The sequence below is a fragment of the Bradyrhizobium sp. BWA-3-5 genome, assembly GCF_032917985.1.
In the GTDB taxonomy this organism is placed as follows: Bacteria; Pseudomonadota; Alphaproteobacteria; order Rhizobiales; family Xanthobacteraceae; genus Bradyrhizobium.
Map to the genome: position 1 here is coordinate 508,324 of NZ_CP136626.1, position 16,548 is coordinate 524,871.

Below are 16,548 nucleotides of genomic sequence, written 5' to 3' on the forward strand. Positions count from 1 at the left end.
TTTGCGGTCATTTCGACCGATATTGACCTAGATCAATTTTCGGGAGTTTCGCCATGGGTCCGTTTCCGCACGACGCGCCGGCCGCCACGATCAGTGCCGACAATCCGATGGGCACCGACGGTTTCGAGTTCGTCGAATATGCGCATCCGAAGCCGGAAGAGCTACATGCGCTGTTCAAGCTGATGGGCTATGTGCCGGTCGCCCACCACAAGAGCAAGAAGATCACGGTCTACCGCCAGGGCGACATCAACTATCTCGTTAACGAGGAGCAGGGCACGCACGGCCACAGCTTCGTCGCCGCGCACGGACCGTGTGCGCCGTCGATGGCGTTCCGCGTGGTCGATGCGAAGCGGGCCTATGAGCGCGCGCTCTCGCTCGGCGCTGAGCCGGCGGATATCCCGTCGGCGCAGAAGACGCTCGACGTTCCCGCCATCATGGGCATCGGCGGCAGCCTGCTCTATTTCGTCGACCGCTACGGCGCCAAGGGCTCGGCCTATGATCTCGAGTTCGATTGGCTCGGCGCGCGCGACCCGCGTCCCGCCGGCGCCGGCCTCTACTACATTGACCATCTCACCCACAACGTCCATCGTGGCCGCATGGATGTCTGGACCGGCTTCTACGCAAAACTGTTCAACTTCCGCCAGATCCGCTTCTTCGACATCGAGGGCCGTGCCTCCGGCCTGTTCTCGCGCGCCCTGACCAGCCCCGACGGCAAGATCCGGATTCCGATCAACGAGGACGCCGGCGATTCCGGCCAGATCGAGGAATATCTCAACACCTATCGCGGCGAGGGCATCCAGCACATCGCCTGCGGCGCGCGCGACATCTACCGCACCGTCGAGACGCTCCGCGCCTCCGGCCTGCCGTTCATGCCGTCGCCGCCGGATACCTATTTCGAGAAGATCGATACGCGTTTGCCGCAACATGGCGAGGACGTCGAGCGGCTGCAGACGAATGGCATTCTCATCGACGGCGAGGGCGTCGTCGACGGCGGCCAGACAAAAGTGCTGCTGCAGATCTTCTCGGCGAACGCGATCGGGCCGATCTTCTTCGAATTCATCCAGCGCAAGGGTGACGATGGATTCGGCGAGGGTAATTTCAAGGCGCTGTTCGAATCGATCGAGGAGGATCAGATCCGGCGCGGTGTGCTGAAGGTTGGGCACGATCACGCGGCGTAATTGTTGTCGCCCCGGCGAAGGCCGGGGCCCATAACCACTGATCTCAATTGGTGCGGCAGGCTGGGGCCACCTGTTATTTCGGTCACAACAATTCGTGGCTATGGGTCCCGGCCTTCGCCGGGACGACGGCGTTACCGCTTCCACGCACTCACCAGTTCGGCCAGCTCCACCTTCTTCGGCTCGCGGATCGCTGACGGCGTCCGCGAAAACCGCGGCGCGGGGGCGGGCTGGGTCACGCCGTGGCGCTCAACGAACACGCCCCGCGCGGCCATGTGCGGGTGCTTCGGTGCTTCGGCCATGGTCAGGATCGGCGCGAAGCAGATGTCGGTGCCTTCCATGATCTTGCACCAGTCCTCGCGCGTCTTGCTCTTGAACACCTTTGTCAGCTTTTCCTTCAGGCCTGGCCAGGCCTTGCGGTCCATCTGGGCGTCGAAATCGGCGTCGGTGAGACCGGCATGCTGGCGCAAGAGCGCGTAGAACTGCGGCTCGATCGAACCGATCGAAATGAAATTGCCACAGGCGCATTCGTAGACGCCGTAGAAATGCGCGCCGCCGTCGAGAAAGTTCTGGTCGCGGCCTTCGGTCCAGCGCCCCATCGCGGTCATGTCGAAGAACATCGACATCAGCGAGGCCGCGCCGTCGCACATCGCGGCGTCGACCACCTGGCCCTTGCCGGAGTTTGAAGCTTCGAGCAGCGCAGCGAGCACGCCGACCACGAGATAGAGTGCACCGCCGCCGAAATCGCCGACGAGGTTGAGCGGCGGCACCGGCTTTTCCTTCGGTCCGATCGCTGCGAGCGCGCCGGTAATGGAGATATAGTTGATGTCATGGCCGGCGGCATTGGCGAGCGGACCCTCCTGGCCCCAGCCGGTCATGCGGCCGTAGACCAGCTTTGGGTTGCGCGCGAGCACGACGTCGGGGCCGAGGCCGAGCCGCTCCATCACGCGGGGGCGAAAGCCCTCGATCAGCGCGTCGGCGCAGGCGAGCAGGTCGAGCACTTCAGCGATCGCCGCCTTGTCCTTCAGGTCGAGCTCGACGACCTTGCGGCCGCGTCCCGCCACCGATTTCAGATTCTTTTTCGCGCCGACGCGGTCCAGCGTCACCACCTCCGCGCCCATGTCGGCCAGCATCATGCAGGCGAACGGGCCGGGGCCGATGCCCGCGAATTCGACGATGCGGAAGCCGGCGAGCGGGCCGGATGCGCCGATGGCAGACTGGCTGGCTGGTTTGTCGAGCACGTGTTTTTCTCCCGGGAAGCCTCGCAAGGAGCGCCTTAATTAGTTGATTAGCTAAATTGTCCCGCCGAAGCCAGCGCATGGCAAGCAAATCTTGGCCCAAAAGCAGTGCGGCGCGCATCGCTGCGCGCCGCATGCATGGCTTAAAGCGAGATAGATCAACCGGCCGCTTGCACCGCCCGCTGCGCCATCACCTTGATCAGGTTGGCGCGGTAGTCGGACGAGCCGTGGATGTCGCTCAGCAGGCCGTCGGCCGAGATCTTGACGCCGTCGATCGCGCTCGGCGACCAGTTCGCCTTCAGCGCCGCCTCGATCGCGGAAACCCGCATGACGCCGCTTTGCGATGCGCCGGTGGCGGCAACGCGGACGTCGCCGCCATGCGTCCGCGCCACGAACACACCGGTCAGCGCAAAGCGCGAGGCCGGATGCGGGAATTTGGCGTAGCCCGCCTTGTCGATGACGGGGAAGTCGACCGCAGTGATGATCTCGCCGTCCTCCAGCGCCGTCGTGAACAGGCCCTGGAAGAAATCATCGGCCGAAATCGTGCGCTTGTTGGTCTTGATGGTCGCGTTCAGCGCCAGCACGGCAGCGGGATAGTCTGCGGCCGGATCGTTATTGGCAAGCGAGCCGCCGATGGTGCCGCGATGGCGCACGGCCGGATCGCCGATCTGCGAGGCGAGGGCGCACAGCGCCGGGATTGCCTTTCGCACGGTGGCGTCCTGGGACACCTCGTAATGCGTGGTCGCCGCCTTGATCTGGATGCCGGAGGTGGTTCCCGAGCAGCCGACGAGATCCTTGATCTTGGCGAGATCGATCACGTCGGACGGCGAGGCGAGCCGCTGCTTCATGACCGGAAGCAAGGTCTGGCCGCCGGCGAGATATTTCGCCTCGCTGCCTTTGGCGAAGAGAGCGGCTGCCTCATCGACCGAGGAGGCGCGGTGATAAGTGGTCTCGTACATGATGCGTCCTCCCTGATTAACCGTGGATCGCGTGCCAGACGCGGTCGGGCGTCGCCGGCATTTCCAGCTTGTTGTTGCCGATCGCATCCGTGATGGCGTTGATGACGGCGGCCGAAGCGCCGATCGCGCCGGCCTCGCCGCAGCCCTTGACGCCGAGCGGGTTGCCCGGACACAGCGTCGTGGTGTGCTGCACCTTGAACGACGGCAGGTCGTCGGCGCGCGGCATGGTGTAGTCCATGAACGACGCCGTCACCGGCTGGCCGTTCTCGTTGTAGACCGCGTGCTCCAAAAGCGCCTGGCCGATGCCTTGGGCGAGGCCGCCATGGACCTGGCCTTCCACGACCATCGGATTGATCAGGCGGCCAAAATCGTCGGCGGCGACGAAGTTCACGAACGAGGTCTTGCCGGTTGCGGCATCGACCTCGACCTCGCAGATATAGGCGCCGGCCGGGAAGGTGAAGTTGGTCGGGTCATAGAAGGCGGTTTCCTTCAGGCCCGGCTCCATGCCGTCGGGCAGATTGTGCGCGGTGTAGGCCGCGAGCGCGACCATCGGCAGCGCGATCGACTTGTCGGTGCCGGTCACCTTGAACTCGCCGTTCTCGATGACGATGTCGTTCTCGCTGGCTTCCAGCGCGTGGGCGGCGATCTTCTTGGCCTTGGATTCGATCTTCTCCATGGCCTTGACGATGGCGGTGCCGCCGACCGCGATCGAACGCGAGCCGTAGGTGCCCATGCCGAACTGCACCTTGTCGGTATCGCCGTGCACGATCGAGACCTGGCTGATCGGAACGCCCAGGCGCTCGGCGATCAGCTGGCAGAACGTGGTCTCGTGGCTCTGGCCGTGGCTGTGCGCGCCGGTAAGCACCTCGATGGTGCCGACCGGGTTGACGCGGATCTCTGCCGATTCCCACAGGCCGACGCCGGCGCCGAGCGAGCCGACCGCCTTCGAGGGCGCGATGCCGCAGGCCTCGATGTAACAGGACACGCCGATGCCGCGCAGCTTGCCGTCGGCTTTCGCCTTGGCCTTGCGGCCTGCGAAGCCGGCATAATCGATCGCCTTCATCGCCGCGTCGATCGAGGCGTTAAAGTCGCCGGCGTCATAGGTCATGATCACCGGCGTCTGGTACGGGAAGGTGGTGATAAAATTCTTCTTGCGCAGCTCGGCCGGATCGACCTTGAGCTGCCGCGCCGCGGTCTCCATCATGCGTTCGAGCAAATAGCTGGCCTCGGGCCGGCCGGCGCCGCGATAGGCGTCCACCGGCGTGGTGTTGGTGTAAACAGCCAGCACCTCGGCATAGATCGCCGGGATGACGTACTGGCCCGACAGCAGCGTCGCGTAGAGATAGGTCGGCACCGCCGAGGAGAACAGCGACATATAGGCGCCGAAATTGGCGTGGGTCTTCACCCGAAGCCCAAGGATCTTGTTGTCCTTGTCGAATGCCATCTCGGCATGGGTGACGTGGTCGCGGCCATGCGCATCGGTGAGGAAGGATTCGGTGCGGTCGCCGGTCCACTTCACCGGGCGGCCGACCTTCTTGGAGGCCCACAGCGCGACCATCTCTTCCGGGTAGATATAGATCTTCGAGCCGAAGCCGCCGCCGACGTCGGGCGCGATCACGCGCAGCTTGTGCTCGGGTGCGACGTTATAGAACGCCGACAGCACGAGGCGGGCGACATGCGGGTTCTGCGAGGTCGTGTAGAGTGTGAAATGCTCTTCCGCCTCGTCGTAATCGGCAATTGCTGCGCGCGGCTCCATCGCGTTCGGCACCAGGCGGTTGTTGGTGAGATCGAGGCTCACCACATTGGCGGCCTTGGTGAAAGCAGCGTTCACCGCCGCCTCGTCGCCGAGATGCCAGTCATAGATCACATTGCCCGGCGCCTCCGGGTGCAATTGCGGCGCGCCCGGCTTGATCGCGGCCTTGACGTCGGCCACTGCCGGCAATTCCTCGTAATTGACGACCACGGCTTCCGCGGCATCGCGCGCCAGGCTCTTGGTCTCGGCGATCACCACCGCCACCGCCTGCCCGACGAAGCGCACCGTTTCCGGCGCCATCGCCGGCCAGGCGCCCATCTTCATCGGCGAGCCGTCCTTGGAGGTGATGGCCCAGCCGCAGATCAAATTGCCGATCTTGTCGTCGACGATCTGCTGGCCGGTCAGCACCGCGATCACACCCGGCATCTGTGCCGCGGCGGAAGAGTCGATGCTCTTGATCTTCGCATGCGCATGCGGGCTGCGGATGAAGTGGGCGTGGGTCATGCCCACCAGCTTGATATCGTCGACGTAACGGCCCTTTCCGGTAATGAAACGGCGGTCTTCCTTGCGCACTACGCTTGCGCCAATGCCTTCAACGCCCATGTCCTGATCCTCCCAACCGGAGTTATTGGTTTCCCGCGGTTTCCGTCGAAACGCGTTTCAATTCGGAAAAGTGCTGGCCGGCGGCTATTCAGCCGCCTGCGCCACCTTCATGCGCCCGGCGGCATCGAGCACGGCCTTGACGATGTTGTGGTAGCCGGTGCAGCGGCAGATGTTGCCCTCCAGCTCGTGCCGGACCGTCGCCTCATCGAGCTGGCCGCTGTGGCGGTGCACAATATCGATCGCCGACATGATCATGCCGGGGGTGCAGAAGCCGCACTGCAGGCCGTGATTGTCGCGGAACGCCGCCTGCATCGGGTGCAACTCGTCGCCCTTGGCGATGCCTTCGATGGTGATAACGCTTGATCCGGCGGCCTGGGCGGCCAGCACGGTACAGGACTTTACCGCCTGACCGTCGATATGAACCACGCAGGCGCCACATTGGCTGGTGTCACAGCCAACATGGGTGCCGGTCAGATTCAGATGGTCGCGCAGGAGATGGACGAGAAGGGTCCGGTCTTCGACCTCGGCCGAGACGGCCTTGCCGTTTACGGTCAGCTTGACTGTGGACACGCGTGGTTCCTCCCGATGTTTTGTAATTATTCCAATTAGAAACAGCGGCGCGGGAACTTGCAACTAGGATTTTTCGAGGCCCGGTCATTGTGATGACATTCGCGCATGTGCGCGGCGAGAATCGCGGTGCGTCTTTTCCCTTGCCCCTTTGCCCGGATTTACGACCCCTTATCCATTCTGCCTTAAGTTTGCGCACCGGATTGGGGGCTGGGCCTCCCGATGCCTGCTTTTCAGAATGAAAACGGGGGGTGACATGCGATTTCTGAAGCGTAGCGGCGGCGCGTCTTTCAGGCTCCCAGCCCTGCGGTTCCGGGCCAAGATCATGCTTGGCTTTGCCGTCGTGCTGGCGATTTCGGCCGCCAGCATGGGCTTTGCCTATCTCGGATTCGAACGTACCTCCACGGTCGTGGATTCCTACCGGCGCGGCGTGCAGGAAGCCGACCTGTCGCGCGACATCGACCGCGAGCTCATGTCCTATCGGTTGTTGGCGCGCTATTTCGTCGCCACTGGCAAGGAAGAGGACGGCAAGGCCGCGCTAGAGGCGGAAGCCCGCCTCAAGGATGCGATCCTGGCTTCGATGAAGGGGACCACCGATCCGGCGCGGCTGGAGCAGCTCGCCAGGCTGGAGCGGGAGTTCCGCACCTTTACCAAGATTTTCGCCGACATGCTCAAGGTCAAGGACGAGAGCGCACGCATCGCGCAGAACCAGCTCGGGCGCACCGGCAACTCGCTGCGCTACAAGCTCGACGATCTCCCGAGCAATGCCGAGGACGAGGAGATGCCGGTGATCACGCTTGGCGCCAAGAAGGTGACCGAGCAGTTCCAGGCGGTGATCGCGCTTGCCAACACGTTCGTGGTCAATTCCGACCAAACGGTCGCCAACAGCGCGCTGGCGCGTCTGAAATTCGTCGAAAGTGCGCTGAAGGCGATCTCGACAACCAACGCAAAAATCCTTGACGGCATCAAGGAAGTTGCCGGCCTGCTGGAGGAATACCGCACGTCGCTGGCCAAGCTGGTCGGCAATGCCGAGGAGATCGACGAACTGATCCAGGAAATGACGGAGACGGCGGCCGAGATCAACAAGGCCTCGGCCGTGATGAAATCTGCCCTGCTCGCCGATCAGAAGCGGCTTGAGGCGGAATCGGACGCGACCATCGGCGAGACCGAGCGGCTGATCGCGATCCTCGCCGGCGGCGGCTTCCTGCTCGGCTGCGTCTGGGCCTTCCTGCTCGGCACCGGGATTTCCCGGCCGATGACAGCGATGTGCAAGGCGATGCGCGAGCTTGCCGCCGGCAATTTCGAGGTCGTATTGCCCGGCCTCGGCCGCCGGGACGAACTCGGCGAGATGGCGGGCGCCGTCGAGGAGTTCAAGGTGCAGGCGATCGCTCGCGCCGAGCGCGATGCCGCCACCCAGGAAGCGCAGAACAAGGCGGCGAGCGCCGCGCGCCGCGCCGAGCTCATTCGTTTCGCCGACGAGTTCGAGGCCGCGGTCGGCGCCATCGTCGCCAAGGTTTCATCTTCCGCCGTGCAGCTCGAAGCCGCGGCCGACACGCTGACGCGGACGGCGGAAACCACCCAAGACCTTTCGAGCCAGGTCGCCGGTGCTTCGGAGGAAGCCTCCAGCAACATGCAGTCGGTGGCTTCGGCGACCGAGGAATTGTCTGCTTCCGTCGACGAGATCGGGCGTCGCGTCAAGGAATCCAGCCAGATCGCGGACGCCGCCGTCCGGCAGGCCGAGCAGACCGACGGGCGGATCGGCAAGCTGTCGCGCGCCGCGCAGGAGATCGGCGACGTCGTCAAGCTGATCACCGCGATCGCCGAGCAGACCAACCTCCTGGCGCTGAACGCGACCATCGAAGCAGCGCGCGCCGGCGATGCCGGCCGCGGCTTTGCCGTGGTCGCATCCGAGGTCAAATCGCTGGCCAGCCAGACCGCGAAGGCGACCGACGAGATCTCCAGTCACATTGCGGGCATGCAGGGCGCCACGCAGGAATCGGTCGCCGCGATCAAGGAGATCGGCGGCACCATCGGAAAGATCTCCGGCATCGCCGCGACGATCGCCAGCTCCGTCGAGCAGCAAAGCCTGGCGACGCAGGAAATTGCACGCAGCGTCCAAAGCGTGGCGCAGGGCACGCAGGAGGCCGCCAGCAACGTCATGCAGGTCAACCGCGGCGCGACCGAAACCGGCTCGGCGTCGGAAGAGGTGCTGAACTCGGCGCGCACGCTGTCGAGCGAAAGCGCCCGCCTGCGCGAGGAGCTCGACCGCTTCATGGCGAATATCCGGGCGGCGTGAGGCTGTGTGTTCGCGTGTAGTGTGCAGTTTGTCGCCCCACCAAAGCTGTCATCGTCCGGCTTGACCGGACGATCCAGCATTCCAGAGACGGTCATCATCAATCGAAAGCCGCGGCGTAGTGGATACCCCGCCTGCGCGGGGCATGACAGCAGGGTGATTGGCGCAGTATCGGCGCAGTGAGAACTTCACTCCCGCCCGAACTGATGCTTCAGCTCCGCCTTGGCCCGCTCCAGCCGCGCGCGCTGGGTTTTCGGCAAGGTCTTGCCGGCGCGGTTGATGTAGAAGGTCAGCATCGACAGCGCGGAGCGATAGGCGCCGGACTTGCGGCGCGCGCTGTGCTCGGCGGAGCGCTTCAGCGATGCCGCGATCTTCTTCGCACTGGTCTGCTTGAAGACGCCGCGCTTGAGATCGAGCGCGTCGCTCTCTTCCGTTACGCGCTGCGACCATCGCTTCGGCGAAGATTTCTTCGCCTTTGTGGTGCGGCCGCTCTTGCGGGCCGCGGTCTTCCGCGGACGGGAAGCTTTCCGGCGTTCGGCCATGTTCGGCTCCATCGCTGTTTTGCCGAAAACGGCCGCGTCGGTCGTTCAGTTCCTCGCGCGATTTCACGGAAGAAAACGGTGACAGCCATGCAATTTGACAGTCCCGCTACCCCCGGAACATCGCCCCCAGAATGGCGTTATCTCCGTCGCGGGCATCATGTTTGCCGCAATTGAGCGTGAAAACCCTGGGGCTGGGGCGTTCCGGGGTGTCTTTCGTTGGTCCAATCCGATGGGTGCGAGAGCAAGACGGCATGGTGCGGCGGTGAATGAGATTGCCCCCGATTCCGTGACCGCGCGAAAGGACAACGACCGCGTCGTCGAGACGTCGATACCGGCGCGGCTCGATTGCCTGCGCTGGGGCGGGTTTCACACCCGCGTCGTGGCGGCGCTCGGCATCACCTGGATTCTGGACGGGCTGGAAGTCACATTGGCCGGCGCCTTGTCGGGCGCGCTGAAGGAAAGCCCGACGCTGCAATTTTCCAATTTCGATGTCGGCCTTGCCAACAGCGCCTATCTCGCCGGCGCCGTGCTCGGCGCGCTCGGCTTCGGCTGGCTGACGGACCGGATCGGGCGCAAGAAACTGTTCTTCATCACGCTCGCGCTCTATCTCACCGCGACCGCCGCCACCGCGCTGTCGTGGAGCATTGCGAGCTACGCACTGTTTCGTTTCCTGACCGGCGCGGGCATCGGCGGCGAATATACCGCGATCAATTCAACCATTCAGGAGCTGGTGCCGGCGCGCTATCGCGGCTGGACCGACCTCGTCATCAACGGCAGCTTCTGGATCGGCGCGGCGATCGGCGCGGTCGCCGCCATCGTGCTGCTCGATCCAAAAGTGCTCGCGCCTGATCTCGGCTGGCGGCTGGCCTATTTCATCGGCGCGGCGCTCGGCCTCGTCGTGTTCGTGATGCGGATGTGGATCCCGGAAAGCCCGCGCTGGCTGATGATCCATGGCCGGCCCGAGGAGGCGCACGCCATCGTCGACGACATCGAGCGTGCGTCGGTACGCCATCCCGATCATGCGGCCGACGAGGTGTTCCCGAAAATCCGCCTGCGGATGCGTAGCCACACACCGCTCGGCGAGGTGGCGCACACGCTGTTCACGACCTACCGGCAGCGCTCGCTGGTTGGCCTGGTGCTGATGGCCTCGCAGGCGTTCTTCTATAACGCGATCTTCTTCACCTTCGCGCTCGTGCTGACCGACTTCTTCGGCATCCCGGCGAACGATGTCGGCTGGTACATCCTGCCCTTCGCGGCGGGCAACTTCCTCGGGCCGCTGCTGCTCGGCCGCCTCTTCGATACGCTCGGCCGCCGCGCGATGATCGCCACCACCTACGGGGTGTCGGGCGTGCTGCTGGCGCTATCGGGCTACCTGTTCTCGATCGGCGTCCTGAGCGCGCAGACCCAGACGATTGCCTGGATGGTGATCTTCTTCTTCGCCTCGCCGGCGGCGAGCGCGGCCTACCTCACTGTCAGCGAGACGTTTCCGCTGGAGGTGCGCGCGCTGGCGATTGCGCTGTTCTACGCGATCGGCACCGGCATTGGTGGCGTGGCGGGACCCGCCCTGTTTGGTGCGCTGATCGATACCGGATCGCGCAACAGCGTTTTCGCCGGCTACCTGTTGGGGTCGGCATTGATGATCGTGGCCGCCGCGGTGGCGTGGCGGTATGCCGTTGCGGCCGAGCGAAAATCGCTCGAATCTGTCGCACGGCCACTCGCATGTGTGGAGTAGGATAAGATGGACGACATGAATCAGGATTTTGCCGAAATGCCGCTGGAAGACGATATCGCGCGTGAAGACGAAGGCTCGCCGGAAACCGTACCGGTGCCGGCTTCGCTGGTGCCGCATTTGAGCGAGACCGCCATCCTGCTCGACATCGACGGCACGCTGCTCGATCTGATGCCGACGCCGCGCGAAGTCTGGGTGCCGCCGGGCCTGTCGAAGACGCTGAACCGCCTGCTGCGGCGGACCAATGGCGCGCTGGCGCTGGTCAGCGGGCGCTCGATCAACGACATCGATCTTATTTTCGCACCCGACGTGTTTCCGGCCGTCGGCGGCCACGGCGCCGAGATGCGGCTCGAGATCGACAGCGAGTCGGTGGCCGCGCATGCGCCGCCGATGGACAAGGAATTGAAGCGCCGCCTGGCGGCGATCGCGAAACTCAGTCCGGGAATCCTGCTGGAAGACAAGGGCTACTCGCTGGCATTGCACTACCGCCTCGCGCCGCATGCGGAGAAAGCGATCTATGCGGCGGTATCGCTGATCCGCGCCGACCTGCCCAATGCGCCGATCGAGGTGCTTCCCGGAAAATGCGTCTGCGAGATCAAGCATTCCGGCTTCACCAAGGCGAGCGGCGTGCGCGAACTGATGACGCGCGAACCGTTCAGGGGACGCCGCCCGTTCTTCATCGGCGACGATGTCACCGATGAAACCGTGTTTGCGATTATGCCCGACTTCGACGGGCTTGCGTTCTCGGTCGGACGCCGCGCGAGGGGCGTCGCCGGGCACTTCGATTCGCCTGATGATGTCAGGGAATTCCTGACGCACCTGCTTGACGACGAAAGGGACGCAGCGCTGCCATAAAGTTTTTCGTCCCGACCGGTTTCGAACATAGATTCTCACTGATAGCGCCGAGGTTTGCAGCGAATTTTATTTTTCGTGAGTTCCAGTGAGTTCCTGCGCGCCCTGGCCCGAATTTGGTTTCAATTGGTTGAAAGGGTGTTCCGGAACCATATTGATGAACGGCAGTTAAACGCGAGCGTACCAACGGGAGGGGACCTTTGAACCTCGTCGTCGTTTCTAACCGCGTTTCGCGCGGAAAACCCAACGAACCCATGACGGGGGGACTCGCGGCGGCATTGTTGCCGATCGTCGAGAAGTCGGGCGCTATCTGGGTCGGTTCCAGCGGCAGGGTCCGCGACGGGAACCAGAAGGAACCTTTTGCTGAAATTGAAGCGCTCGGCGCCGGCGCGCTGGCGATGCTGGATTTGCCGGCCGCGCATTACGGCGGCTACTATGAAGGGTTTGCAAATTCCGCGCTGTGGCCGGCGCTGCATTCGCGCGCCGATCTGATTCGCGCCTCGCAGGAGGACTATCTCAGCTATCGCGAAGTGAACGCCTTCATGGCGCGCGCGCTGCTGCGTTTTCGAAAAGCAGACTCCGCGTTCTGGATTCAGGACTACCACTTCCTCGCGCTCGGTGCCGAGCTGCGCGCTCTCGGCGTCACCGAGCCGGTCGGCTTCTTCCTGCACACGCCGTGGCCGTCACACGCGGTGATCTCGGGCGTGCCGCATCATCGCGAGCTGATCGAGGCGATGCTGGCCTATGACCTGATCGGCTTCCAGACCGAGGAAGATTGCGAGAATTTCCTGTCTTACGCGCAGGCCGATCTCGGCCTCGTCGTGCATGACGGCGTCGTCATTTCGCGCCACGGCCGCACCCGCGCCGCGGTGTTCCCGATCGGCATCGATCCACAGCAGTTCGCGCAGCTTGCGGCGAAGGCCTCGACCCATCCCGATGTCTCGCGCCTGCGCCGCAGCCTGAACGGCGAGAAGCTCGCGATCGGCGTCGACCGTCTGGATTATTCCAAGGGCCTGATCAACCGCATCAAGGCGTTCGACCGCATGTGGACCATGCATCCGCAGCTCGCGCGCAGCGCATCGCTATTGCAGATCGCAACGCCCTCGCGCGGTGCGATCGAGGCCTATGGCAATCTGCAGAGCGAGGTCGCAAAACTCGTCACCGACGTCAACGGCATTCATGGCGAGGTCGACTGGACGCCGATCCGCTATCTCAACAAGGGCTACGGCCAGGCCGTGCTTGCGGGCCTCTACCGCACCGCGCAGGTCGGCGTCGTGACGCCGCTGCAGGACGGCATGAACCTCGTCGCCAAGGAATATGTCGCCGCGCAAAACCCGGTCGATCCCGGCGTGCTGGTGCTGTCGAAATTCGCCGGCGCAGCCAACGAGCTCGACACCGCGCTCCTGGTCAATCCGCACGATATCGACGGCATGGCGCGCACCATTGCGGTGGCGCTGTCGATGCCGCTGACCGAGCGGCGGATGCGCTGGGAAGCGATGATGGCAAAGCTGCGCGGCCATACGATCCAGCAATGGTTCGCCGACTTCACCGAAGCGCTGCGCGAATGCCAGCTCGACAAGGACGCGCTCGCGCCCGTCATCGTCGAGCCCGCCCGCTGGCCGCTGCGCTCCGCCGGCAATAGCAACACGCCGCGGTATCATTAGCGTCGATGCTTGACCCTTGCCCCTGAGGGGGTGTGAAGCTAGTTCCGTCATTGCGAGCGCAGCGAAGCAATCCATCTATCCCCAAGCCGAGACGTGGATTGCTTCGCTGCGCTCGCAATGACGCGGATATAGCGGAGCCCCAAATCTCTCTCCTCATCCTGAGGCGCGCGCTATGTGGCGCGCGTCTCGAAGGATGAGGCCGGCGCGTCCCGGCGTGATAACCAACCGCACCTAATAACAATACGACACCCCATCCAGCACCGGGCAGCGCGTCTTGGTCGGCGCGCTCGGATTCTCCATCGGCACATAACCCCCCTTGCCGTTGCCGGCGAACACGCCGGGGCCGATCACGACGGAAGACTTGTTGCCGATAATGACGCTCGGGTGCGGCGAGGCCAGCCGCGACTGCGTCCCGTCGGCCCAGACGATGGCGTCATTGGAGAACACGCCGCAGCGGCCGTCGTCGCAGGTCACGTCCACCCCCTGGCGGGTGCAGGACTGCGCCAGCGCCGGGGCGACCGCGCCGATCGCGAGTGCCGATAGCAGGACGGAGAATTGAAGCGTCCGCGGGATCATCAAGCCGTCCTCCACCGTTAGGGTCGCCACTTATCATCGCCGATCGTGGCCGGATTTCGGTTCAAGGCCCGGCAAAGCGCGAAAAACCGGCCTCTGACGACAAAAATTATCGAACAAATTCAATGAATTGGGGAAATTTTAGCCGCCGCGCCCAGCCTCCCTTGCAAAATCAGTCCTGCCCCTTCAAGAGAGGGCCTCCGGAGAGATGGCCGAGTGGCTTAAGGCGCACGCTTGGAAAGCGTGTGTGCGGGAAACCGTACCGTGGGTTCGAATCCCACTCTCTCCGCCAGCTCCCAGGGCGCCACTGCCGAAACGACTCCCGTGGATATGCGACGTTGGGGATGTTCGGGCAACGAGAATCGCGCATAAGTCGCATTCAAGGAAATCACACTAACTGGGCGAGCATGTCCAAACTCCATGAACCGATCGCGCATGCAGGTGGCACGATAGCGATACCACCCCGCGCTCCATAGCCGACAGTAGATCGGATTGAAGAGCTGGCAGGCCGAATCCTTCGGGGCGATATCCTGCTTCCAAAATTTCAACGGGACTTCGTGTGGGAAAAGCATCAAATTATCGATTTGCTGGACTCTATCGCCAACAATTGTCCCATCGGCAGCGTTCTGCTATGGCGTAGCCGCGAGCTCCTGAGGAGTGAGCGCAGTATCGCAGACCTTGAGATCGCGCCTACGCAGCACGATTATCCGGTGAACTACCTTCTAGATGGACAGCAAAGGCTCTCGACAATTTGCGGAGCCCTGTATTGGCAAGGCGGAGACCCGCTGAGCCGATGGAATCTTGCATACGATCTTCGGGAGAGAGCGTTCCTGCATCTCACGACATTGGATGATCCGCCGCTTCATCATCTGCGCCTCAACAAGCTCACGGATCCATCGGCCTACTTCAAGCACGTTTCCAGCCTGAGCACGTCTTTGCCTGTCCCGACGCGAAGAGTTGAACAGCCTTTTGGTCGGAGCTTATATTCCCCGTATTCCACCCTCCGAAGTAGCCGGCCACTGCCGTTCGCCAGAACCAGGTCTTCAAGGAAGTCGTTCAGGCCCTCGGTCCAAAACTGGAGGAAGTGCTTGCCTCCAATTTGATCTCACCTGAGGCATTCAAGGTGGCAATGAATGATGACTACGATGCCTTCTTGGGTGAGCGAGCGAAGACAATCACCGCGACTGTTTCCAATTTGACAGCTTGGTAGGATAACTATTGCCGCGCAACACTGCCCTAATTCGCTAGCGCCGCGCGTACCCCGCGAGCTGTAGGCGGCGTGGCGTAAGGGTGCCATGCAATGGGATTTCGAGTGATTTCGGTAACAGTGCACAAAGTTATCGTGAATAACGAATCGATGACGTCCACGCGGAACATGATCACGTCAATGGCGTTGAAGGGATCACAATATAGCGTCCGATCGCAGGTGAGGAAGTTTCGCCTGACGTTGTACCGGGTAGCACCAATTGCGCGTGCGCTCGCCTAGTTCCCAAACCCAACGAACACCGTAGCTTCCTCGATAGATTTTCGTTCGGACACCACCGCATTCGCCGGAAAATTTTCATCCGGCCAGGCCAGCGCGATACTTTTCATGATGACCTGATCGTCGGCTGTTCCCGCGTGCTCGCGCACCACACGTGATTGCATGATGCCCTGGCTGTTGATCACGGCGCTTGGCCCGCGATGCCAAGCGTGGCCTGTCAATGCCTCATCGCTGACGTGCAACGAACGTTTAGCACCCACCCGTCGGGAAGCCGGCACGAGCCGCATCACACACAACCAGGCCGGAGAGCGAGGCGCCAAACCACCTGCTCGTCAACGAGCCATCCTGTTCGATCCACGGGATCGGCGGCAATTGCGGCAGGTAGGATGCATACGGCATTACCTTCGCAAGCGTCACCCGGCCCGGAAATTTTGCAAGGAAAGCCTTGTTCATTCCGCCGTCAAGTCCGCTGTAGATCGGGGCCGTCGGCACATTGTCTTCAACCAGTTGCGCGTAGGCGCGTTCGTCGGCGCGTTGTTTTTCCAGCGCCCGCCGCGCGATTTCCGGATTGACGACGAAGGGCGGGCACTTTTCGTTTCCGTTGAACACGAGAGGGTGCGGCGAATTTGGCGGAGGCTGCGCATCGAACACGTAGCGGCGGTTGCAGACATCCACCTTGGGTTCGCGCCCCGTCGTCTCGAAATGATCGTTGCCGACCTTGAGCATTTTCCAGAACGCCAGGTTGGGACTGTTTCGGTGCCGCGCCAGATTTTCCGGCGTCAGGCGGAACGGATAGGCCTGGACCTGAAACGACGGCCGGCCGCTGAGTGAGTCGCGCGCCAGCGAATAGATTTCGCTGATCTGTTCGTCGGTCATGGCATAGCAACCGCTCGACCAGCAGTCGCCGTGGATCATGAGGAAGCTGCCGTTGCGCTTGTTCGCCTTGTCGAACGCGTTGGGAAAGCCGAGGTTGATCGAAAGATGGTAGTTGGAGTTGGGATTCATCAACTCGGGTGTAATCGTATAAAACCCTTCAGGGGCCTGCCGGTCGCCCTCGTACAATTTCGGCCCGAGATCGCCCGACCACCGGCAGATCGGATAGGTCTTCAGGATCTGG

General features: G+C 63.1%; 13 protein-coding genes, 1 tRNA gene and 1 pseudogene. 7 read left to right on the forward strand and 8 right to left on the reverse strand.

The features are described 5' to 3' along the window. Window positions 1-53 precede the first annotated feature (53 nt). A complete protein-coding gene (gene hppD / locus RX331_RS02430; RefSeq protein WP_317255078.1) occupies window positions 54-1,178 on the forward strand; it encodes a 4-hydroxyphenylpyruvate dioxygenase in 1,125 nt (374 codons plus the stop codon). Between the two features lie 131 nt (window positions 1,179-1,309). Here hppD and RX331_RS02435 read toward each other — a convergent pair whose 3' ends face one another. From RX331_RS02435 to RX331_RS02450, 4 genes are all read right to left on the reverse strand, one after another. After that, window positions 1,310-2,416: a CaiB/BaiF CoA-transferase family protein gene (locus RX331_RS02435; RefSeq protein WP_317255079.1), complete on the reverse strand. Its 1,107-nt coding sequence runs from the start codon at window positions 2,414-2,416 to the stop codon at window positions 1,310-1,312. A gap of 155 nt (window positions 2,417-2,571) precedes the next feature. Then, window positions 2,572-3,372: a xanthine dehydrogenase family protein subunit M gene (locus RX331_RS02440; protein WP_317255080.1), complete on the reverse strand. Its 801-nt coding sequence runs from the start codon at window positions 3,370-3,372 to the stop codon at window positions 2,572-2,574. Window positions 3,373-3,388: 16 nt separating this feature from the next. Further along, a complete protein-coding gene (locus RX331_RS02445; protein ID WP_317255081.1) occupies window positions 3,389-5,728 on the reverse strand; it encodes a xanthine dehydrogenase family protein molybdopterin-binding subunit in 2,340 nt (779 codons plus the stop codon). 84 nt (window positions 5,729-5,812) lie between these two features. Beyond that, window positions 5,813-6,298, reverse strand: coding sequence for a (2Fe-2S)-binding protein (locus tag RX331_RS02450; protein WP_317255082.1), 486 nt, complete (start codon window positions 6,296-6,298; stop codon window positions 5,813-5,815). A 253-nt stretch (window positions 6,299-6,551) separates the two neighbouring features. Between RX331_RS02450 and RX331_RS02455 the strand changes: the two genes are divergently transcribed. Continuing rightward, the gene (locus tag RX331_RS02455) at window positions 6,552-8,591 is read left to right on the forward strand and encodes a HAMP domain-containing methyl-accepting chemotaxis protein (protein WP_317255083.1); all 2,040 of its coding nucleotides are present in this window, start codon (window positions 6,552-6,554) and stop codon (window positions 8,589-8,591) included. A gap of 185 nt (window positions 8,592-8,776) precedes the next feature. Here RX331_RS02455 and RX331_RS02460 read toward each other — a convergent pair whose 3' ends face one another. Continuing rightward, window positions 8,777-9,130, reverse strand: coding sequence for a DUF3175 domain-containing protein (locus RX331_RS02460; protein WP_317255084.1), 354 nt, complete (start codon window positions 9,128-9,130; stop codon window positions 8,777-8,779). A 262-nt stretch (window positions 9,131-9,392) separates the two neighbouring features. On the opposite strand from RX331_RS02460, the gene RX331_RS02465 reads away from it, so the two are divergent. From RX331_RS02465 to RX331_RS02475, 3 genes are all read left to right on the forward strand, one after another. Further along, the gene (locus tag RX331_RS02465; RefSeq protein WP_317255085.1) at window positions 9,393-10,862 is read left to right on the forward strand and encodes an MFS transporter; all 1,470 of its coding nucleotides are present in this window, start codon (window positions 9,393-9,395) and stop codon (window positions 10,860-10,862) included. 36 nt (window positions 10,863-10,898) lie between these two features. Next, window positions 10,899-11,714, forward strand: coding sequence for a trehalose-phosphatase (gene otsB, locus RX331_RS02470; protein ID WP_410708356.1), 816 nt, complete (start codon window positions 10,899-10,901; stop codon window positions 11,712-11,714). A gap of 197 nt (window positions 11,715-11,911) precedes the next feature. Then, window positions 11,912-13,375 (forward strand): trehalose-6-phosphate synthase, encoded by a 1,464-nt coding sequence (locus RX331_RS02475; RefSeq protein WP_317255086.1) that lies wholly within the window; start codon window positions 11,912-11,914, stop codon window positions 13,373-13,375. 231 nt (window positions 13,376-13,606) lie between these two features. Here the strand turns inward: RX331_RS02475 and RX331_RS02480 are convergent, their stop codons facing one another. After that, on the reverse strand, window positions 13,607-13,954 hold the full coding sequence (locus RX331_RS02480; protein WP_410708357.1) for a hypothetical protein: 348 nt from the start codon (window positions 13,952-13,954) through the stop codon (window positions 13,607-13,609). A gap of 196 nt (window positions 13,955-14,150) precedes the next feature. Between RX331_RS02480 and RX331_RS02485 the strand changes: the two genes are divergently transcribed. Further along, window positions 14,151-14,240: transfer RNA gene (locus RX331_RS02485), tRNA-Ser, on the forward strand. A gap of 208 nt (window positions 14,241-14,448) precedes the next feature. Next, window positions 14,449-15,051, forward strand: a complete 603-nt coding sequence (locus tag RX331_RS38665; protein WP_410708359.1) for a DUF262 domain-containing protein — start codon at window positions 14,449-14,451, stop codon at window positions 15,049-15,051. 379 nt (window positions 15,052-15,430) lie between these two features. On the opposite strand, the pseudogene RX331_RS02490 reads toward RX331_RS38665, so the two are convergent. Next, a pseudogene (locus tag RX331_RS02490) lies at window positions 15,431-15,655 on the reverse strand (nitroreductase); the annotation flags it as partial. Between the two features lie 25 nt (window positions 15,656-15,680). Next, on the reverse strand, window positions 15,681-16,493 hold the full coding sequence (locus RX331_RS02495) for a murein L,D-transpeptidase family protein (protein WP_317255087.1): 813 nt from the start codon (window positions 16,491-16,493) through the stop codon (window positions 15,681-15,683). Between the last annotated feature and the right edge of the window lie 55 nt (window positions 16,494-16,548).